The sequence below is a fragment of the Pseudaminobacter soli (ex Li et al. 2025) genome (genome assembly GCF_029892515.1).
Classification (GTDB): Bacteria; Pseudomonadota; Alphaproteobacteria; order Rhizobiales; family Rhizobiaceae; genus Pseudaminobacter; species Pseudaminobacter soli_A.
Map to the genome: position 1 here is coordinate 256,471 of NZ_JARXVF010000006.1, position 19,464 is coordinate 275,934.

General features: G+C 60.8%; 17 protein-coding genes. 10 read left to right on the plus strand and 7 right to left on the minus strand.

What is annotated here, in order from left to right:
- Window positions 1–23: 23 nt before the first annotated feature.
- The 7 genes from M2281_RS22680 (at window position 24) to M2281_RS22705 (ending at window position 7,175) form a co-directional block, all read left to right on the plus strand.
- Window positions 24–824, plus strand: a complete 801-nt coding sequence (locus M2281_RS22680) for an ABC transporter substrate-binding protein (RefSeq protein WP_280823450.1) — start codon at window positions 24–26, stop codon at window positions 822–824.
- A gap of 101 nt (window positions 825–925) precedes the next feature.
- Window positions 926–1,558, plus strand: a complete 633-nt coding sequence (locus M2281_RS22685) for a thiamine pyrophosphate-dependent enzyme (protein ID WP_280823452.1) — start codon at window positions 926–928, stop codon at window positions 1,556–1,558.
- On the plus strand, window positions 1,509–1,694 hold the full coding sequence (locus tag M2281_RS22690; protein WP_280823453.1) for an arginase family protein: 186 nt from the start codon (window positions 1,509–1,511) through the stop codon (window positions 1,692–1,694). Before M2281_RS22685 ends, M2281_RS22690 begins: the two co-directional genes overlap by 50 nt.
- Entirely contained in the window at window positions 1,687–1,791 is a 105-nt protein-coding gene (locus M2281_RS29155; protein WP_342394290.1) for a hypothetical protein, read from the plus strand. The genes M2281_RS22690 and M2281_RS29155 overlap by 8 nt, the downstream gene beginning before the upstream one ends.
- 569 nt (window positions 1,792–2,360) lie before the next feature.
- On the plus strand, window positions 2,361–4,310 hold the full coding sequence (locus tag M2281_RS22695; RefSeq protein WP_280823454.1) for a PrkA family serine protein kinase: 1,950 nt from the start codon (window positions 2,361–2,363) through the stop codon (window positions 4,308–4,310).
- 11 nt (window positions 4,311–4,321) lie between these two features.
- On the plus strand, window positions 4,322–5,632 hold the full coding sequence (locus tag M2281_RS22700; protein ID WP_280823455.1) for a YeaH/YhbH family protein: 1,311 nt from the start codon (window positions 4,322–4,324) through the stop codon (window positions 5,630–5,632).
- Window positions 5,633–5,642: 10 nt separating this feature from the next.
- Window positions 5,643–7,175, plus strand: a complete 1,533-nt coding sequence (locus M2281_RS22705) for a SpoVR family protein (RefSeq protein ID WP_280823456.1) — start codon at window positions 5,643–5,645, stop codon at window positions 7,173–7,175.
- A gap of 122 nt (window positions 7,176–7,297) precedes the next feature.
- Here the strand turns inward: M2281_RS22705 and M2281_RS22710 are convergent, their stop codons facing one another.
- The 7 genes from M2281_RS22710 to M2281_RS22740 form a co-directional block, all read right to left on the minus strand.
- Complete coding sequence (locus M2281_RS22710; RefSeq protein ID WP_280823457.1) at window positions 7,298–8,248, minus strand: substrate-binding domain-containing protein; 951 nt, start codon at window positions 8,246–8,248, stop codon at window positions 7,298–7,300.
- Window positions 8,249–8,317: 69 nt separating this feature from the next.
- Window positions 8,318–9,319: an ABC transporter permease gene (locus M2281_RS22715; protein WP_280823458.1), complete on the minus strand. Its 1,002-nt coding sequence runs from the start codon at window positions 9,317–9,319 to the stop codon at window positions 8,318–8,320.
- Window positions 9,320–9,336: 17 nt separating this feature from the next.
- A complete protein-coding gene (locus M2281_RS22720) occupies window positions 9,337–10,881 on the minus strand; it encodes a sugar ABC transporter ATP-binding protein (protein WP_280823459.1) in 1,545 nt (514 codons plus the stop codon).
- Window positions 10,878–12,053: a Gfo/Idh/MocA family protein gene (locus tag M2281_RS22725; RefSeq protein ID WP_280823460.1), complete on the minus strand. Its 1,176-nt coding sequence runs from the start codon at window positions 12,051–12,053 to the stop codon at window positions 10,878–10,880. The genes M2281_RS22720 and M2281_RS22725 overlap by 4 nt, the downstream gene beginning before the upstream one ends.
- 9 nt (window positions 12,054–12,062) lie before the next feature.
- Complete coding sequence (locus M2281_RS22730; RefSeq protein ID WP_280823461.1) at window positions 12,063–13,118, minus strand: sugar phosphate isomerase/epimerase family protein; 1,056 nt, start codon at window positions 13,116–13,118, stop codon at window positions 12,063–12,065.
- Window positions 13,119–13,177: 59 nt separating this feature from the next.
- Entirely contained in the window at window positions 13,178–14,488 is a 1,311-nt protein-coding gene (gene xylA, locus M2281_RS22735; RefSeq protein ID WP_280823462.1) for a xylose isomerase, read from the minus strand.
- 85 nt (window positions 14,489–14,573) lie between these two features.
- Complete coding sequence (locus M2281_RS22740) at window positions 14,574–15,599, minus strand: LacI family DNA-binding transcriptional regulator (RefSeq protein ID WP_280823463.1); 1,026 nt, start codon at window positions 15,597–15,599, stop codon at window positions 14,574–14,576.
- Between the two features lie 288 nt (window positions 15,600–15,887).
- Here M2281_RS22740 and ytfQ point away from each other — a divergent pair, with 288 nt between their 5' ends.
- The 3 genes from ytfQ (at window position 15,888) to M2281_RS22755 (ending at window position 19,464) form a co-directional block, all read left to right on the plus strand.
- Entirely contained in the window at window positions 15,888–16,853 is a 966-nt protein-coding gene (gene ytfQ / locus M2281_RS22745; RefSeq protein WP_280823464.1) for a galactofuranose ABC transporter, galactofuranose-binding protein YtfQ, read from the plus strand.
- Between the two features lie 86 nt (window positions 16,854–16,939).
- Window positions 16,940–18,457, plus strand: a complete 1,518-nt coding sequence (locus M2281_RS22750; protein ID WP_280823560.1) for a sugar ABC transporter ATP-binding protein — start codon at window positions 16,940–16,942, stop codon at window positions 18,455–18,457.
- Window positions 18,454–19,464 carry an ABC transporter permease gene (locus M2281_RS22755; protein ID WP_425537785.1) on the plus strand — a complete coding sequence of 337 codons (1,011 nt, stop codon included), beginning with the start codon at window positions 18,454–18,456 and terminating at the stop codon, window positions 19,462–19,464. The genes M2281_RS22750 and M2281_RS22755 overlap by 4 nt, the downstream gene beginning before the upstream one ends.

Consider the following 19,464-nt stretch of genomic DNA (forward strand, 5'->3'; position numbering starts at 1 on the left):
ACGGGAAAAATGGGGAACGAAAAATGTTGATGGACCGTCGTGGACTTTTCGGCGCTCTCGCAGCGCTCACATTTGGGCTGAGTATCGCGTCGGCAGCCCAGGCCGACACCTTGATCGCCGGCGCCTATCCGGCCAATCCCCCGTGGGAAAACAAGACCGAGACCGGGGACTTCGAGGGCTTCGAGGTCGATCTGGTCAAGGAGATCGGCAAGCGGATTGGCGCCGACATCGAGTTCCAGGATCTCGGCTTCCAGGCGCTATTTGCTGCAACCTCGTCGGGTCGCGCCGATCTGGCGATCTCGTCGATCTCGATCACCAACGATCGCTTGCAGAATCAGTCGTTCACGCAAGGCTACTACGACAGCGACATCGCGCTGATCGCCAGCTCCGAGACGAATATGAAGACGCTCGATGACATGAAGGGGAAAGTTATCGGCGCCATTTCGGCCTCGGTTGGCGAAGCGTGGATCAAGGCCAACACGGATAAGTACGGCATCAAGGAATTTCGTGGCTACAACACCCAACAGGACCTTTTGCTCGACGTCCAGTCCGGGCGCCTGGAAGGCGCTGTCGGCGATATCGCCGGCTTCCAATTCGCCTTCACTAAGATGAAGGGCATGAAGGTTGTCGAAGCAATCCCGACCGGCGACAAGTTCGCAATCATGATGAAAAAGGGCTCTCCCCTTCTTGAGAAGGTGAACGCAGCGATCGACGACATAAAGAAGGACGGCACGATGGCCGGACTTCACAAGAAGTGGCTCGGTGCCGACGCGGCCCCCGAATCTTCGATCAACACAATCCTGCCTATTCCGCAGGCGCAATAACCGAGCCGTGTGATGCAACGCGCTTTCGGTCGGCATCGGAGCGCAATGCATGTGCGACCGAGCCGGCCGGGATGCCCGCTATTTGGTCGGCAGAAGGTCGGATGCCGGCCACAGCGCCATCGAAGGCATGTGCTCGGCCGGCACCACCGCTCATTCGCATCGATATTGATCCGGAACAGCTGACGCGCAAACCTTTTGCCGATTTGCCGCTACTGAGCGACGCAGCTGCCTCTCTGGCCGGGATTGCGCCATATCGCCGTCTCATGGCCGTGCTGGATGAAACATTGCCCGGCGCTGCCTACGTCGGCGACTCCACCCAGACGGTCTATTCGGCGAACCAGTTCTTCCGTCCGCGCCAGCCGCGCTCCTTCTTCAATGCCAGCACTGGCTACGGAACACTCGGTTACGGCCTGCCGGCGGCAATCGGCGCTGCCATAGGGGTTGCTCCGGCCAGGCCGATTGTGGCTCTCGTTGGTGATGGCGCGAAGCGGTTCGACAAGGCCGGAACTCGCCTCGTCTCGATGGGCGGCGACCATGGCATCACCGGCCCGCTGGTCAAGGCCGTCGCAGGCAAACACTCGCGCCTCACCAATGGCGAAAAGGTCGCGCTCGTGCACTTCGACTCGCACACCGCCAGCTACAACAACCTGCCCCACTGGCTGGGCAACCGCCGCTCTGCCCCCATTGGGCGAGCTTGCGCCGGTCTACATTACCTTCGACCTGGACTCGCTTGATCCCGCCGACGCCCCCGGCGTATCGAACATCGAGCCGGGCTACCCCGGCATCCGGATCGGCGAGGCCGTACGCATGCTGCAGGGCCTGCGGGGGGCTAAACGTAGTCGGCGCCGACGTCGTCTGCCTGATGCCTAGCAAGGACAGCCCGAACCAGATCACGGCGATGAACGCCATGGTGGTGATGTTCGAGATGGTGTCGCTGATGGCGGATTACATCGCGAGCCACAAGTAGGTTCTGCTCATTCGCCCCGGTTCCGCCGGGGTCTATCAAAAAGGCTGAACCCAGTTCGACTTTTGGGGTGACTCGATACGGAGTTGCCCCCTTGTCTGCGTGGGTTCAAACCTTTGCGAGGCGTCCTCGTACACCCGCATAATGGACCCAGGCGGATCCCCATCCACAACCTGCTGCCGCTTGCGCAGGTTGCATTTCGCTTCGGCGGGAGTTTTGCCCCGCATGCTACGCAGTACTAGGCCGCTCTGACCTCAAGAAAACTTGCCAACGGCGCCCGCCCAGAGCATCGCCAGAGAAATGATCGCCGCTCATTGGGCCTGCAACTAGCGAAAGCCGCTGTTCCGTTCCGAGACCCCTGATAACCTGTCTGATCGCTTCTTATATTATCTACGTATGATCGATGATCTGGCTTGCCGCTGTGCGACGCGAACTTCGCGGGGCCTCTGAATGCGCGAAAATTCGTCTCGCACCGACATATTGGAACTTCAAACGAACAGATTGGAACATTGCAGCCCAAACTCAGTTTCTGACTGTGAGAGTCCAATCCGTCGAGATCACTCGGGTGTAAGATGCAGGCAGAGCAGAATGACATTTTCCGGCTGTTTTCGGAGCGTTACGCACGAGAAGCCCAAGAAGAGATGAGCTTGCAGCAGTATCTGCTGGCTTGTCGGGACAATCCCGGAATGTACGCCAGCGCGCCGGAGCGCATGATACAGGCTATCGGCAAGCCCGAACTGATCGACACCAGCAAGGACGAGCGGCTCGGTCGCATCTTCATGAACCGGACGATCCGGCACTATCCTACCTTCTCCGATTTCTATGGCATGGAGGACACGATCGAGCGGATCGTCAGCTACTTCCAATATGCCGCTCAGGGCCTGGAAGAGAGAAAGCAGATCCTCTACCTGCTCGGGCCGGTTGGCGGCGGCAAATCGTCCCTCGCCGAACAGCTTAAGAAGCTGATGGAGAAACAGCCGATCTACACGCTCAAGGTGAAGGGTCAGCTCAGCCCGATCTTCGAGTCTCCCTTGGGGCTGTTCGACCCCGACACCATGAGCGACCTGCTCGAGGAAAAATACGGCATTGCGCGGAGGCGGCTCACCGGGCTCATTTCTCCCTGGGCCATCAAGCGGCTGGCCGAGTCCGACGGCGACATCTCGGCCTTCAGCGTGGTCAAGATGATGCCGTCCCGGCTGAAGCAAATTGCAATCGCCAAGACAGAACCGGGCGACGAAAACAACCAGGACGTGTCGTCCCTGGTTGGCAAGGTGGATATCCGGCAACTGGAACACTACAGCCAGTCGGACCCGGACGCCTATTCATACAGCGGTGGGTTAAACCGGACCACGCAAGGTCTGCTCGAATTCGTCGAGATGTTCAAGGCGCCGATCAAGGTGCTGCATCCTCTCCTAACCGCCACGCAGGAGGGCAGCTACAATGGTACCGAGAATTTCGGGGCTTTCCCGTATCAGGGCATCGTTCTTGCGCATTCGAACGAGTCCGAATGGCTCCAGTTCAAGCACAACAGGAACAATGAAGCTTTTCTGGACCGCATCCTGGTGATCAAGGTTCCCTATTGCCTGCGCTTCTCCGAAGAAAAGATGATCTACGAGAAGCTTCTGCGCGAAAGCGAACTAGCCCACAATCCTTGCGCGCCGGAAGTGCTGGATCTGTTGAGCAAGTTCACCGTTTCCACCCGGCTTCGCGAGCATGAGAACTCCCCGCGCTACACAAAGATGCGCGTCTACAACGGCGAAAACCTGAAGGATGTGGATCCCAAGGCCAAGTCGATCCAGGAATATCGGGACGTGGCCGGCGTCGATGAGGGCATGACCGGCGTCAGCACCCGCTTCGCGTTCAAGGTCCTGTCCGAAACCTTCAACTTCGACACGAAAGAGATCGCGGCCGACCCGGTGCATATGATGTATGTGCTTGAGCAGGCTATTCGTCGCGAGCAGTTCCCGGTGGAACTCGAAAGCGCTTACCTCGATTTCATCAAATCCGAGTTGGCGGCACGATATGCCGACTTCATCGGACATGAGATCCAGAAGGCATATCTCGAATCCTACAGCGAATACGGCCAGAACCTCTTTGACCGCTACATCGCATATGCCGACGCCTGGATCGAAGACCAGGACTACAAGGATCCGGATACCGGCCAGATTCTGAACCGTGAAATTCTCGACAGCGAGCTATCCCAGATCGAAAAGCCGGCGGGCATCTCGAACCCGAAGGATTTTCGCAACGAGGTGGTCAAGTTCGCCCTCCGGGCACGCGCGAAGAATGCCGGGAAGAACCCCGCCTGGACGAGCTATGAAAAGCTGCGGGAAGTCATTGAGAAAAAGATGTTCGGCCAGGTCGAGGATCTGCTTCCGGTCATCAGCTTCGGTTCCAAACAGGACAGCGCGACGCAAAAGCAGCACATGGAATTTGTCGAGCGCATGAAGGAGCGCGGCTATACGGAACGCCAGGTCCGCCGGCTCGTTGACTGGTACATGCGCGTTAACAAGGCAGGCTAGCGGCGTCACCGATGTCCCATTTTATTGACCGCCGCCTAAACCCCAAGGACAAGAGCCTTGGAAACCGTCAACGATTTTTGCGCAGGGCAAGAGAGGAACTGCGCCAGGTCTTCAACAAGAGATTGAAATCGACCCCGATAGCGGACGTCGCTTCCGACCACCCCGTGACTGTCTCGAGCACCACCACAGGCGAGCCGAGTTTTCGACAGGCCGCGGCTACCGGCCGCAGAACCATCGTGCTGCCCGGAAACACGATGTATTCGGCAGGGGATCGCATCCCCAAGCACGGGCAGGTCGGCGGCCAGCTTGGCCGTCAGGCCGGCGATAGTGGTCCGGACGACGACTTCCAGTTCGTGCTGAACCGTGAGGAAGTTCTCGACCTCTTCTTCGAAGACCTGGAATTGCCGGACATGGTGAAGTTGCATCTCAAGGAGGTGCTGGCATTCAAGGCCCGTCGATCCGGCTATACCACCACCGGCACGCCATCGAACATCAATGTCCGGCGCACGATGCGCAACAGCCTTGGTAGGCGAATTGCTCTGAGGCGGCCGTCGAGAGACGAACTCGATGAGATCTCGCGGCAAATATCGGAGCTGGAAAGCCACGAACAGACACCGGCGATCCGCCTCAAGCTTCTGAAACTTCAAGAGACGCTGCGACGGCTGACGCACCGGCGAAAGCTCGTAGCCTATGTCGATCCGCTAGACATCAGATACAATCGCTTCGAGGCCCAGCCGGTGCCGAATACGGCGGCGGTTATGTTCTGCCTGATGGACGTATCGGGCTCCATGGGCGAACGCGAAAAGGATCTCGCCAAGCGCTTCTTCGTGCTCCTGCACCTGTTCTTGAAGCGTAGGTACGAGCGTACCGAGATCGTATTCATCCGGCACACGCATGAAGCGAAGGTGGTCGATGAGGACACGTTCTTTTACAGCATGCAAAGCGGCGGCACGATCGTGTCGTCGGCGCTCGACGAGATGCAGCGAGTAATCGCCGAGAAATACCCGGTCAACCAGTGGAACATTTACGCCGCGCAGGCGTCGGACGGCGACAATTCGCCGTATGATTCCAATCGTTGCCAGGAAATCCTCGAAGGCGGGTTGCTCGCGAAATGCCAGTATTTCGCCTATGTCGAGATCATCGACGCGCGCGAACGTGATATCTTCCGTTCGGCCACGAACGGTACGCCGCTGTGGAATTCCTATCGCTCAGTAAGTGAAAAACAGCCGCGCCTGCAGATGGTGCGCCTGGCGGTTCCGGAAGACATTTATCCGGTATTTCGCCATCTCTTCGCCAAGCATGGTTCCGTGGGATTCGGATAAGGAGGGTGGGATGCGTGCTGGCAACGACCTGCAGCGGCCGCTGTTTCACGGATCGGACTGGAATTTCGACATTCTCCAGAGGGTGTATGATGCAATCAAGCAGATTGCTCATGAAGACCTGCATCTGGATACCTACACCAACCAGCTGGAGATCATTTCCGCCGAGCAGATGCTGGACGCATATTCGTCCATCGGAATGCCGCTCATGTATGGGCATTGGTCCTTCGGCAAGCGGTTCCTGCAGGAAGAGCAGCTTTACCGCAAAGGCCATATGGGGCTTGCTTACGAGCTGGTGATTAACTCCAACCCCTGCATCTGCTATCTGATGGAGGGAAATACGGCGGCGCTCCAGACACTGGTCATCGCGCACGCCGCCTTTGGGCACAACCACTTCTTCAAGAACAACCAGCTATTCCGGCAATGGACCGATGCCGGCGCCATCCTGACCTATCTCGACTTCGCCAAGAACTTTGTCCGGCAATGCGAGGAACGGCACGGCGTTGCTGCCGTCGAGCGCGTGCTCGATGCCGCTCACGCTTTGATGGACCAGGGCGTTTTTCGCTATCGGAGGCCCGGGCGCCTGTCTGCCGAGCAGGAAAAAGCCCGCGAGCGCGAGAGAATTGCGCATGCGGAGAAGATGTTCAGTGACCTCTGGCGCACATTGCCGTCATCTGCGTTCAAGATTCCCGCCCGAGAGGCGGGCACTGCCGGCCAACCCACCGAAGAAGAGAACATTCTTTACTTCATCGAAAAGAACAGTCCCATTCTGGAGCCGTGGCAAAGGGAAATCGTTCGGATAGTCCGGTTCCTTGCCCAATATTTCTATCCCCAGCGGCAGACAAAGATGATGAATGAGGGCTGCGCGACCTTCGTTCATTACACGATCACGAATCTGATGTTCGAGAGAGGCCTGATAGAAGAAGGCCATATGCTGGAAATCATCCAGAACCATTCCGATGTTATTTTCCAGCCGGGCTTCAACGATGTTCGATATGGTGGGCTGAACCCCTACACGCTCGGCTTCGAGATGATGCGGGACATTCAGAGAATATGCACGGAGCCCACCCAGGAAGACCGGGACTGGTTCCCCGAGATAGCAGGCAAAGGGGCGTGGTTGGATGTCCTGCTCGACGCATGGGCAAGTCATCGGGACGAATCCTTCATTCGCCAGTTTCTCAGTCCTCAGCTGATCCGCAAGATGCGTTTGTTTGCCTTGGTCGACGACGCAAGCGACAGCTATGTGGAAGTGACGGCCATTCACGACGATCGGGGATACGAAGCGGTGCGGTCGGCTCTGGCCGCAAGCTATGACATCACGAGCCACCAGCCCGATATCCAGGTGATCGGAGCCGATCTGGCCGGCGATCGCTGCCTGCGGCTCAGGCACAAGATCCGCAATGGCGTCATGCTGCAAGAAGAGAGCCGGGACGCAACGCTGCGCCACCTCGCTACCCTATGGGGCTACGAGGTTCGGCTCATCGGTGTGGATGGGCAAAGCGGCCAGACCGTATATGAACGGTCCACGAAAACCGAGAAAGGCTAGCAGCACAGCTGATCACCATCGTCAGTAATGTGAAGAGTCGTTTGGCGCGACCCGGAAATGTATCCGGGTCGCTTTTTTCGACGAGGAGATTGCGCGCGTGTCGGATGGCGCGAGCGCAAACCTCAGAACGGCGATTCTGCGAAGTAAAAGTCCTTGGCGTTGTCCTTCGTCACCAGCGTAGCGTCCAGGATGAAGCTGCCGCGCACCGGCACCTGATCGTAGAAGTTCGCGGCGGTCAGCTGCAGTGCCGTGCCGATCATTGCCGGCGGATAGAGCACGTCGACCGGGATCAGCTTGTCGCCGTCCATCACCTTCTTGATCATGTCCTTGGAGCCGGCGCCGGCGACGACATACTGGATGTCGGTGCGCTTGGCCTGTTCGATGGCCTGGAGCACGCCAACGGCCATGTCGTCATCCTGGCACCACACCACGTCGATCTTGGGGTACTTGGTCAAGTAGTCCTGCATCACCTTGAAGGCGTCGTCGCGGTTCCAGTTGCCGAACTGCTTCTCCAGCACCTTCACATTGGACCCGGCAATGGCCTGATCGAAGCCGTCCTGGCGCTGCTGGTCGATCGGGATCGGCAGGCCGCGGATGACCACAACCTGCGCATCAGGCGAGTGCTCCTTGATGTACTGACCGGCCACCGCACCGAGCGCGGGGTTGTTGCCGGCGACATAGAGGTCGCGGACCGAATTGTCGTTGCTGCTCGGGGCGCGGTCGACCAGCGTGACGAACGCACCCTTGTCCTTGACTTCCTTGATGGCGTTGACCAGCGGATCGGGATCCGAAGGCAGGATGACAAGCGCATCGATGCCCTGCACGGCAAGGTCCTGCACCGCATTCGCCTGCGTTGCCGCATCCGGCGAGGTCTTCACGATGACGTTGAGGCCCGGATGCTCGGCCATCAGAAGCTTGGCCACGCGCTCGGCGTGGAACACGATGCCTGCCGTCCAGCCATGATCGGCAGCGGGAATCGAGACGCCGATGGTCACTTTCTTGTCCTCGGCGTGGGACACGCTCATCAATGCTGCCATGGCAACGGCAGCTAAGCCCAATAGTCGTTTACGCATGCTCTCCTCCAACATTGTACAGGGTCTGGTAGATGAAGGTCGGGTGCCCCGCAGGCCCGGCCCGGTTGCTTATCTCCTTGCCAGCGATCTCTGGACCAGCATGGCGACAATGATGATCGCCCCCTGGATCGCGCCGATGAGATATTCGCTGACGAAGTTCGACAGCAGCATGATGTTGCCTACGATCTCCAGGATGAAAGCGCCGCAGACTGTGCCCCAGATGCGCCCGACGCCGCCGCGCAGCGCTGTGCCGCCGATGACGACCGCCGTGATGGCCTGCAATTCCCACATCAGGCCGGTGGTGGCCGAAGTCGAACCAAGACGCGGGATGTAGAGCAGGCAGGCGACAGCCACGCACAGCCCCTGGATAACATAGGCCAGCGTGCGCACGCGGCTGACCGGAATGCCGGAATAGCGTGCGACGTCCTCGTTCGAGCCGACGGCGAGTACATGGCGGCCATAGCGTGTGCGGTAGAGCACGAAGGCACCGAGCGCGGCCATCGCCACGATGACGATGATCGGCACCGGCACGCCGAGAACCGAGCCGAAATAGGCCGGACGGTAGAGCGACTGGATGTCGGGAGACCGCAGCGTTATGGCGCCGCCCTGCGACAGCCATGTTGTGAGGCCGCGATAAATGCCCATTGTGCCCAGCGTGGCAATGAAGGGCTCGATCCTGCCGAGCGTGGTGATGAGCCCGTTTGCCAGCCCACAGGCCGCGCCGATCAAAATGGCCACCACGATGGCGGCGGCCAGCATGGCACCCGAGCCAGCGAGGGCACCACTGTTGAGGAACATGATCGTCAGGCTGGCGACGAAGGCAACCATGGAGCCGACCGACAAGTCGAGCCCGCCCGATGAAATCACAAAGGTGGCGCCGACGGCGATGATGGCAATGAAGGCGCTGCGCGTCAGCACATTGAGCAGGTTGTCGATCGAGATGAAGTTCGGGTTGGCGAAGGCGCCAAGCACCAGAAGCAGCGCCAGCGCCACGAAGGGAGCCACCGCCGCCAGATCTATGTTGCGCCAGGAAATCCGCGAACTTGGTTTGTTTGCTGCGAGATCGGTCATATCAATAGGTCCTGAGCCTAAGCGGCCTCTTCGGATTTGACGCCTGTGGCCAGGACGACGATCCGATCCTCGGTCATTTCGTTGCCGGCAACTTCGCCCGCGATGTGCGCCGTGCGCATCACCACGATGCGATCGCAGATGCCGATGAGTTCCTGCATTTCGGACGAGACGACGATGATCGAGCGCCCTTCGCCGGCGAGCTTGGCGATGAACTTGTAGATCTGTTCTTTGGTGCCGATGTCGATGCCTCGGGTCGGCTCGTCGATGATGATGATCGAGGGATCGAGCAACATCATCTTGGCCAGCAGAAGCTTCTGTTGGTTGCCGCCGGAAAGCTGCCCGGCAAGCATGTCCTTGCGGCGGGCGCGGATGTCGAAGTCGCCGAACGCCTTGTCTAGCGCGGCCGTTTCCTTGGCCTTGTCGATCAAAAGGCCGCGTACAAAGCGACTGAGCGACGCGAGCGTCAGGTTGGTGCGCAGATCCTTGGCGAGCAGCAGGCCTTTCCCTTTACGGTCTTCGCTCAAATAGACGATGCCCGCCTTCAGGCTGGCGTCGACATTGGGAAAGTGCGCCGGCGTGCCGTTCAGCCGGATGGTGCCGCGGCCGTGACGCAGGCCGACGATGCCTTCCATAAGTTCCGTGCGTCCCGCGCCGACCAGGCCGGCAAAGCCGAGAATCTCGCCCTTGCCAAGCTTGAATGAGGCATGCTGGGCAAAGCCGGGAACGGAAAAATCCTCGACCTCGAGAACCGCCTGACGGGCCGCTGCGGCCTGGTGGTCGGGGTAGAGCTTGGCCACGTCGCGCCCCACCATGAGCTTGGCCATGTCGACGGGCTGCAATTCGGCGGCTTGCCGGGAGGCAACAAGCCTGCCGTCGCGAAGCACGGTCACCTTATCGGCGATCTGCTTCACCTCCTGAAGGCGGTGCGATATGTAGAGCACGGCCGTACCCTTTGCGCGGATGTCGGTGATGACTTTCAGCAGCGCTTCGGTCTCGACCGGGGTGAGCGAGGCGGTCGGCTCGTCGAAGATGACTACCCGGTGCGGCACCAGCAGCACCCGCGCAATCTGGACGAGTTGGCGCTGCGCGATCGAAAGGCGCCCAACCACTGCGGTCGGGTCGATCTCTGCCCCGAGGTCGCGTACTGCGCGGCGCGCGCCCTCGTTCATGACGCGGTCATCGACGGTGAGGCCATTGCCGACCTCGCGACCCAGATAGACGTTTTGCGCGACGGTAAGGTCGGGTGCCAGCAGGATCTCCTGATGCACCAGAACTATGCCGCGTCGTTCGGCCTCGACCGGATCGGCAAGCGTCACCGTTTCGCCGTCGATGTGCAATTCGCCGCGGCTCGGCTGCAAATGGCCGGCCAGCAGCTTCATCAGCGTGGATTTGCCCGCGCCGTTCTCGCCAATGATAGCGTGCACCTCCCCCGCCCTGACATCGAGGCTGATGTCCTTCAGCACCTCGACCGGGCCGAAAGACTTCGACAGCCCGACCGCCCGGAGCAGAGGCGCGTCGGTCTTGCCGGGTCCGGTCGGGGAATGGCTGGGGTCAGCGTTCATTCGACCTTTGTCCACACGTTGCCGGCCTTCGACGAGGCGACGGCGGCTTCGATGAAGCGCATTCCAGCCAGGCCGTCCTCTACCGTCGGGTAGATCACCTCGGCATCGGGCCTCGTTCCCATCTTCGCTGCCCGGATGGCGTGTGCCGCTTCGGAATAGATGGTCGCAAAGCCTTCCAAGTAGCCTTCCGGATGCCCGCTCGGCACGCGGCTGACGCGCTGGGCCTGAGGCCATGCGCCGGCGCCGGCGCGGGTCAGCAACTGCTTGGGCTGGCCGAAACGGGTGAACCAAAGGTAGTTCGGGTCGGCTTGCGCCCATTCCAGCCCGCCCTTGGTGCCGTAAACGCGCAGCTTCAGCCCGTTCTCATTGCCGACGGCCACCTGGCTCGCCCAGAGCATGCCGCGGGCACCGCCCTTGTAGCGAAGCAATATCTGCACATCGTCATCCAGAAGCCGGCCCGGAACGAAAGCGGTGAGCTGAGCCAGCAGCTCGTCCGTCTCCAGTCCGGTGACGAAGGCGGCGAGGTTGTAGGCATGCGTACCGATGTCGCCGATCGAGCCGCCCGCGCCGGAGCGCTTGGGGTCGGTGCGCCACTCGGCCTGCTTGGAGCCCGAAAGCTCGGCGCGCTCTGTCAGCCAGTCCTGCGGATATTCGGCTTGCACCACGCGGATCTCGCCCAACTCGCCGGCAGCCACCATGGCCCGCGCCTGACGGATCATCGGATAGCCGGTGTAGTTGTGGGTGAGCACGAACACTTTGCCGGTTTTCTTGACCAGTTCGACGAGTTCTTCGGCTTCCGCCACGGTGGTCGTCATCGGCTTGTCGCAGATGACGTGGATGCCGGCATTGAGGAATGCCTTGGCGGCCGGCGCATGCACGTTGTTTGGCGTGACGATCGCAACCGCCTCGATGCCGTCCGGCCGCGCGGCCTCCGCCTTGGCCATTTCCTCGAAGGAGCCGTAGGCGCGATCCGCGGCGATGCCTATTTCTGCGGCCGAAGCCTTCGCGCGCGCCGGGTCTGACGAGAGGGCCCCCGCCACCAGTTCGAACTGGTCGTCGATGCGCGCGGCGATGCGGTGCACGGCGCCGATGAATGCCCCCTGCCCGCCGCCCACCATGCCGAGCCTGATGCGGCCGCCTTGCGTTTCTTGCTTGCCTGCCTCGATGGTCATGAACGTCTCCTATGCCAGCCCGAGCATCTTGCGGTTGGCGGCGTCATCGGTGCCCGCGCCTGCGAAGTCGTCGAAGGCATGCTCGGTGACGCGGATGATGTGATGCTTGATGAACTCGGCGCCCTCGCGCGCGCCGTCCTCCGGATGCTTGAGCGCGCATTCCCATTCCAGCACCGCCCAGCTGTCGAAGTCATAGGCGGTGAGCTTGGAGAAGATGCTGCCGAAATCCACCTGCCCGTCGCCGAGCGAACGGAAGCGTCCGGCGCGGTTCACCCAGCTCTGGAAGCCGCCATAGACGCCCTGCCGACCGGTCGGATTGAACTCGGCGTCCTTGACGTGGAAGGCCTTGATGCGCTCGTGGTAGATGTCGATGTATTCGAGATAATCGAGCTGCTGCAGCACGAAATGCGAGGGATCATAGAGCAGATTGGCGCGGGCATGGTTGTTCACGCGCTCGAGGAACATCTCAAAGCTGACGCCGTCATGCAGATCCTCGCCCGGATGGATCTCGTAGCAGATGTCGACGTCGTGCGCGTCGGCATAGTCGAGCAACGGGGTCCAGCGCCTGGCCAGCTCGTCGAAGGCCATTTCCACCAGCCCCGCCGGCCGCTGCGGCCAGGGGTAGACATAGGGCCAGGCAAGAGCGCCCGAGAAGGTAGCGTGGGCCTTCAGGCCGAGATGCTTCGAGGCGCGGATGGCGCGCTTGACCTGATCGACCGCCCAGTCAGTACGGGCGGCCGGATTGCCACGCACTTCGGGCGCCGCAAAGCCGTCGAACGCAGCGTCATAGGCGGGATGCACCGCAACGAGCTGGCCCTGCAGATGCGTGGAAAGCTCGGTGATCTCCAGCCCGTGGCTTGCCGCCACCCCCTTCACCTCATCGGCATAGGTCTTGGAATCGGACGCCTTCTTCAGGTCGAACAGACGAGCGTCCCAGGTGGGAATCTGAACGCCCTTGTAGCCAAGCGACGCCGCCCATTCGCAGATGGAATCGAACGAATTGAACGGTGCCGCGTCTCCGGCGAACTGTGCCAGGAAGATGGCTGGTCCCTTGATGGTCTTCATGTGACTTCCTCCCAATTTCGTGCCGCCCTTGCCTGCGGCAGCGCCTGCGTGCAGCGCTCTCACACGTAGCGATTGACGACGTTTTCGAGGTATTCCTGCTTGCCGGACCTCGGCTGCGGCTCGATCCCGTCCCGGACCACACGCGCGGCGACATCCTCCAGGGTGCGCTTGCCCGAAAGCATCGCCACGGCCTCGGCCGATTGCCAGCCGGCGTAGCGCGCTTCCAGCGGTGCTGAGAGCGCCTTGTCCCCGATCATTTTCGCCGCCGCCTTCAGCCCGCGCGCACAGCAGTCCATGCCGCCGATATGGGCCATCAGCAGGTCCTCCGGATCGAGCGACTGGCGGCGTAGTTTGGCGTCGAAATTGGTGCCGCCGGTCTTGAAGCCGCCGCCCAGAAGGATCTGGTAATAGGCCAGCGCCATTTCCGGAACATTGTTGGGGAACTGGTCGGTGTCCCAGCCCGACTGGTAGTCGTTGCGGTTCATGTCGATCGATCCGAAGATGCCGAGCGCATTGGCGAGCGCCAGTTCGTGCTCGAAGGAATGGCCGGCCAGGATGGCGTGGCCCTGCTCGATGTTGACCTTCACCTCGTTCTCGAGCCCATAGCGCTTGAGGAAGCCGTAGACGGTTCCGACGTCGAAGTCGTACTGGTGCTTGGTCGGCTCCTGCGGCTTCGGCTCTATCAGGATTGCGCCCTTGAAGCCGATCCGATGCTTGTAGTCGACCACCATCGACAGGAAGCGACCCATCTGGTCGAGCTCGCGGCCCATGTCGGTGTTGAGCAGCGTCTCATAGCCCTCGCGACCGCCCCACAGAACATAGTTCTCGCCGCCGAGCCGCTTGGTGACATCGATGCACTGCTTCACCGTCGCGGCGGCATAGGCAAAGACGTCGGGGTCCGGGTTGGTCGCCGCACCGGCCATATAGCGGCGGTTGGAGAAGAGGTTTGCGGTACCCCACAGAAGCTTGACACCGGTCTCGCTCATCTTGCCGGCGAAATAGTCGGCGATCTCGTCAAGCCGCGCCGCACTTTCGGCAAAGGTGTCGCCCTCCGGGCGCACGTCGGCATCGTGGAAGCAGAAATAGGGAACGCCGAGCAGCGAGAACATCTCGAAGGCGACATCGGCTTTCTTCTTGGCCAATTCCATCGTGTCGCCGAACCATGGACGCTCGAAGGTCTGGCCGCCGAACGGATCGCCGCCCGGCCAGGTGAAGGAATGCCAATAGGCGACGGCAAAGCGCAGATGTTCCTCCATGCGCTTGCCGAGCACGACCTCGTCCGGATTGTAGAAGCGGTAAGCCAGCGGGTTGGCGCTGTCCGATCCTTCATACTGGACAGATTTGATATCCCCGAAAAAGCCAGTGCTCATGACAAAACTCCGCGAATGCCTTTCAGATTTGCATATTTTCCGTCGAACCAGCAGTAATCCCGACTGCACAACCAGAGCGGGCAGGTCATGGCAGGTTATCCCGAATGTAGATTTCGATACGGATGATCTCTTGTTTGGCGATGACTTGAGTTTCGTCAATGCTCGCCTTGAGAAGACGAATGGCGCTGCGCACCTCGTGTCCGGCATCCTGGTTGATGACGGCGTCGAAAATGCCTTCGCGCAATGCCCGCTTCGAATGTTCGGTCAACTCATGAGCGACGACGGCGATCGAGCCATATTCTGACCTGGACGTGAGCACGTCGATGACACCGCGATTGCCGGCGCCGATGCTGTAGAGACCGACGATGTCGGGCTCGCGTTCAAGGAAATCCGCAAGCACCGCGCGGGTCACCACTGCGTCGTCGCGCCCCTCCTGCACGGTCAGGCAATCGAGTTCGGGAAATTCGGCCGAGATGACCTGTTCGAACCCGATGCGGCGCTCGACATGGTCGCGCACCAGCATCGATCCTGCCAGCAGGGCGATCTTTCCTGGCCTGCGACCGACAAAACGACCCATGAGGCTTGCGGCCGTGCGACCGGCCGCAACGTTATCGATGCCGACATAGTGGTCGCGATGCGCGGCGGAAACGTCGGAGACGAGCGTCACAACCGGTATGTTTGCCTGCCGCAGCCGCGCCAGCGCTTCGAACACACGCGGCGATTCCGTAGCGACCAGGGCAACGCCGGACACCTGCGTCGGATCAAGGCCATCAAGCACATCGGCCAGAGCCTCGCTGTCGAATGCCCTGACTTTGAGAATGTCGAGGTTAATGCGTTCGAGGGCCGAATAGAGCTTGGCCTGCCTAAGCTCGCTCTCCAGCCCCAGCATGAAGCTGTTCGGCCCTTCTGGGATGATGAAAACCAGATTGTACACGCGCTGCTTGGCGAGATTGGCGGCGGATATGTCACGCACAAAGCCGAGCTTGGCGATCGCCTCGTTGACGCGCGCGACCGTCTCCGCGCGCACACCTGGGCGCCTGTTCAGCACCCGATCGACGGTTGCCAAACTTACCCCTGCCTCTTCAGCGACGTCATGAACTGTTGGACGCATGCGCCCCTCCCGAGCAAGGGTCCTATCAACTATGCTGAGGTACGTAAAGCAGTTTTTGAGGTACGTAACGCAATGACTGCACGCCGTCTTCTCAGGCGTCTCGCGCAAAAGCGCTGCACCTATCGTCAGTTGCCCCCCGCGGGCCGGAACGATGTTCGAGGGGAAGATGCAGCCGTGCTCTTCCTTTGAAGTGCCAGACGACTTGCAAAAGTAGTACTATATTAATATACGACTTTATGGCCGTCGTGGAGGAGCCTCGGTCGGTCTTTGTTTTCTGGGAGGTTGCTTATGATCAATGTTCTGAAGTCCATTGTGCTTGGATCGACATTCGCATTGGCGCTTGCCGGTTCGGTCAGTGCCGCGAGCCTGACGGTCGGCTTTTCGCAGATCGGCTCGGAATCCGGCTGGCGCGCCGCCGAGACCAGCGTCACCAAACAGCAGGCTGAAAAGCGCGGCGTAGATCTCAAATTCGCCGACGCGCAGCAGAAGCAGGAGAACCAAATAAAGGCGATACGCGGCTTCGTCGCCCAGGGCGTCGATGCCATCCTGGTAGCGCCCGTCGTGGCCACCGGCTGGGAAGCCGTGCTGCAGGAAGCCAAGGATGCCGACATTCCCGTGATCCTGCTCGACCGCGGCATCGACGGCTCCCCCGACCTCTACATGACCATGGTCGCCTCAGATCAGGTGCTCGAGGGCAAGGTGGCCGGCGAGTGGCTGGTCAAGCAAGCCGCCGGCAAGGAATGCAACGTCGTCGAACTTCAGGGCACCACCGGCTCGTCACCGGCAATCAATCGCAAGAAAGGCTTTGAGGAGGCGATCGCCGGTACCCCGACCATCAAGATCATCCGTAGCCAGACCGGCGACTTCACCCGCGCCAAGGGCAAGGAAGTCATGGAGGGCTTCCTCAAGGCCGAGAGCGGCGGCAAGAACATCTGCGCGCTCTATGCCCACAATGACGATATGGCCGTTGGCGCCATCCAGGCGATCAAGGAAGCAGGCCTGAAGCCGGGCACCGACATCAAGGTCGTGTCGATCGACGCGGTACCGGACATCTTCAAGGCAATGGCCGACGGCGAAGCGAACGCCACGGTCGAACTGACCCCCAACATGGCCGGTCCTGCCTTCGATGCGCTTGAGAAGTTCAAGGCGGACGGCACCCTGCCGCCCAAGCAGATCATCACCGAGTCGAAGCTCTATACCCAAGCCGACGACCCGATGAAGGTCTACGAGGAAAAGAAGGGCCTCGGCTACTAAGACCACCTTCCCCATGCGGCCTCCCGGGTGCCAGCAGCATCCGGGAGGCCAACCGATCGAATGCGGTTACACTGCACGAGCGGAGGATAACATTGAGCAATCCCGACCTTCTTACAGCCAGTGACATCCGCAAGTCCTTCGTGGGCTTCAAGGCGCTGGACGGCGTCGATTTCTCAGTTCGCGCCGGTGAAATCCATGCCCTGCTTGGTGAGAACGGCGCCGGCAAATCGACGCTGATCAAGGTGCTAACGGGCGTGCTGAAGCCTGACAGCGGTGTCATCGAGCTGAAGGGTAGTCAGATCGCCGTGCGCGACACGCTTCATGCCCAGCAACTTGGGATCGGCACGGTCTATCAGGAGGTCAACCTGCTGCCGAACCTGACCGTGGCGGAAAACCTTTATATCGGCAGGCAGCCGAAGCGGTTCGGGCTAGTCGACACCCGCACTATGCAGAAGCAGGCGCGGGCGCTTTTGGCCGACTACGATATCGACATCGATGTCGGCGCTGAGCTTTCCAGCTTTTCCGTCGCGGTTCAGCAGCTGGTTGCCATTGCCAGGGCCGTGGATATGTCAGGCTCGGTGCTGATCCTCGACGAGCCCACTGCCAGCCTGGACCGGCACGAAGTGGAGCTTCTCTTCGGCGTTCTGCGCAAGCTTCGCGACAGGGGGCTGGGCATCGTCTTCATCACCCATTTCTTGGATCAGGTCTATGCGATCAGCGATCGCATCACTGTTCTGCGCAATGGCCGGCTGGTCGGCACGCGCGAGACCGCATCGCTGCCCCGCGTCGAACTGGTATCGATGATGCTTGGGCGCACCCTAGCCGCGGCCACGGGGCACGGACGGCGAGACACGCTCCCGCAGTCTTCCCGCCAGATCGCCTTCTCCAATTTCGGTCTCAACCGCTCGTTAGCGCCCTTCGACATGACGATTCACGCCGGTGAAGTTGTCGGTATTGCAGGCCTGCTCGGATCGGGGCGCACCGAAACTGCACGCCTGATGTTTGGCATCGACCTGGCCGACGCCGGAACCGTCACCATCGACGGCAAGCCGGTCAGGATCGCTTCGCCAAGGGATGCCGTCCGGCTGGGTTTTGGCCTATGCCCGGAAGACCGCAAGGCTGATGGCATCATCGGCGATTTGTCGGTCCGCGAGAATATCGCGCTGGCCCTTCAGGCGCGGCGGGGCTGGTACCGGCGCATGTCGACGCGTGACCAGACCGAGCTTGCGCACCGTTTCGTCAAGGCGCTCGACATTCGCACGACCGATGTCGAAAAGCCGGTGAAGCTGCTTTCGGGCGGCAATCAGCAGAAGGTTATTCTGGCGCGCTGGCTGGCCACTTCGCCGCGCTTTTTGATACTGGACGAGCCGACGCGTGGCATCGATGTCGGCGCGCACGCCGAAATCATCGAACTCATCAACAAGCTTTGCGACGAGGGGCTGGCGCTGCTCGTCATTTCTTCCGAGCTCGAGGAAATTGTGGCGTATTCGACGCGGGTTCGCATCCTTCGAGACGGGGTGCACGTCGGAGAACTCGTTGGCGCGGAGATTTCCACCGGGAGCATCATGCAGGCGATCGCCGCCGACCAGGGAGGTGTCAAATGAGCAGGCTCGTGCCCGGCTTGCGCAAGGCCGCGCCGCAGTTCGTCTGCTTAGCCATGATCCTCTTTTTCAACTGGCTGGCGTTTCCCGGTTTCTTCGACCTGCGCATTCAGGACGGCCGCCTGTTCGGCAGCCTGGTCGACGTTCTAAACCGCGGCGCGCCTGTTGCCATACTGGCTGTTGGCATGACAGCCGTCATCGCATCTAAAGGTGTGGATCTTTCCGTAGGTGCCGTGATGGCGATGGCCGGTGCCGTGGCGGCGACGATGACGGTGTCGGGACATCCGCTTCTCGTGGTACTGCTTTCGGCGCTTGCCGTCGGCGTAGCCTGCGGCCTGCTCAACGGTTTGCTGGTCGCAGTGCTGGAACTTCAGCCGATCGTGGCGACGCTGATCCTCATGGTGGCGGGTCGGGGCATAGCGCAGTTGATCACCAAGGGCGTGATCGTCACCTTTAACGATCCGGGGCTGATCTTCGTCGGAACCGGCTCCTTTCTCGGCTTGCCGATGCCTGTGATCCTTGCCGCGGCCCTCGCAATCTTTGCAGTGGCCGTCGTGAGGCGAACAGCGCTCGGCTTGCTCATAGAATCCACCGGGGTAAACCGCAGCGCCTCGACCTATGCCGGCATCAACAGCCGTCTGCTCATGGTCATGATCTATGCCTTCAGCGGCTTCTGCGCGGCGCTTGCGGGCGTTATCGCGGCCGCCGACATTCGCGGGGCGGATGCCAACAATGCCGGACTGTGGCTCGAATTGGACGCGATCCTCGCCGTGGTCATTGGCGGTACCTCGCTTCTAGGCGGTCGCTTCTCCATCCTGATGTCGGTTCTGGGCGCCATCATCATCCAGGCCATGAATACAGGCATCCTGACCTCCGGTTTCCCGCCGGAATACAATCTCGTGGTCAAGGCCTGCGTGATCATCATGATCCTGCTCGCCCAATCGGTCTCGCTCGGCGCGGCCGGCTGGCTGCCGCGCCGGGTCCCGGCAGCAAAGTCAAAGGAAGCATAG

Excerpts from the sequence above, each read along its gene's own strand:
- M2281_RS22720 (WP_280823459.1), bottom strand. The coding sequence starts at position 10,881 with ATGAACGCTGACCCCAGCCATTCCCCGACCGGACCCGGCAAGACCGAC.
- M2281_RS29155 (WP_342394290.1), top strand. The coding sequence starts at position 1,687 with ATGCCTAGCAAGGACAGCCCGAACCAGATCACGGCGATGAACGCCATG.
- ytfQ (WP_280823464.1), top strand. The coding sequence starts at position 15,888 with ATGATCAATGTTCTGAAGTCCATTGTGCTTGGATCGACATTCGCATTG.
- M2281_RS22755 (WP_425537785.1), top strand. The coding sequence starts at position 18,454 with ATGAGCAGGCTCGTGCCCGGCTTGCGCAAGGCCGCGCCGCAGTTCGTC.
- M2281_RS22715 (WP_280823458.1), bottom strand. The coding sequence starts at position 9,319 with ATGACCGATCTCGCAGCAAACAAACCAAGTTCGCGGATTTCCTGGCGC.
- M2281_RS22740 (WP_280823463.1), bottom strand. The coding sequence starts at position 15,599 with ATGCGTCCAACAGTTCATGACGTCGCTGAAGAGGCAGGGGTAAGTTTG.
- M2281_RS22705 (WP_280823456.1), top strand. The coding sequence starts at position 5,643 with ATGCGTGCTGGCAACGACCTGCAGCGGCCGCTGTTTCACGGATCGGAC.
- M2281_RS22685 (WP_280823452.1), top strand. The coding sequence starts at position 926 with ATGCCGGCCACAGCGCCATCGAAGGCATGTGCTCGGCCGGCACCACCG.
- M2281_RS22725 (WP_280823460.1), bottom strand. The coding sequence starts at position 12,053 with ATGACCATCGAGGCAGGCAAGCAAGAAACGCAAGGCGGCCGCATCAGG.
- M2281_RS22710 (WP_280823457.1), bottom strand. The coding sequence starts at position 8,248 with ATGCGTAAACGACTATTGGGCTTAGCTGCCGTTGCCATGGCAGCATTG.
- M2281_RS22700 (WP_280823455.1), top strand. The coding sequence starts at position 4,322 with ATGTCCCATTTTATTGACCGCCGCCTAAACCCCAAGGACAAGAGCCTT.
- M2281_RS22730 (WP_280823461.1), bottom strand. The coding sequence starts at position 13,118 with ATGAAGACCATCAAGGGACCAGCCATCTTCCTGGCACAGTTCGCCGGA.
- xylA (WP_280823462.1), bottom strand. The coding sequence starts at position 14,488 with ATGAGCACTGGCTTTTTCGGGGATATCAAATCTGTCCAGTATGAAGGA.
- M2281_RS22680 (WP_280823450.1), top strand. The coding sequence starts at position 24 with ATGTTGATGGACCGTCGTGGACTTTTCGGCGCTCTCGCAGCGCTCACA.
- M2281_RS22695 (WP_280823454.1), top strand. The coding sequence starts at position 2,361 with ATGCAGGCAGAGCAGAATGACATTTTCCGGCTGTTTTCGGAGCGTTAC.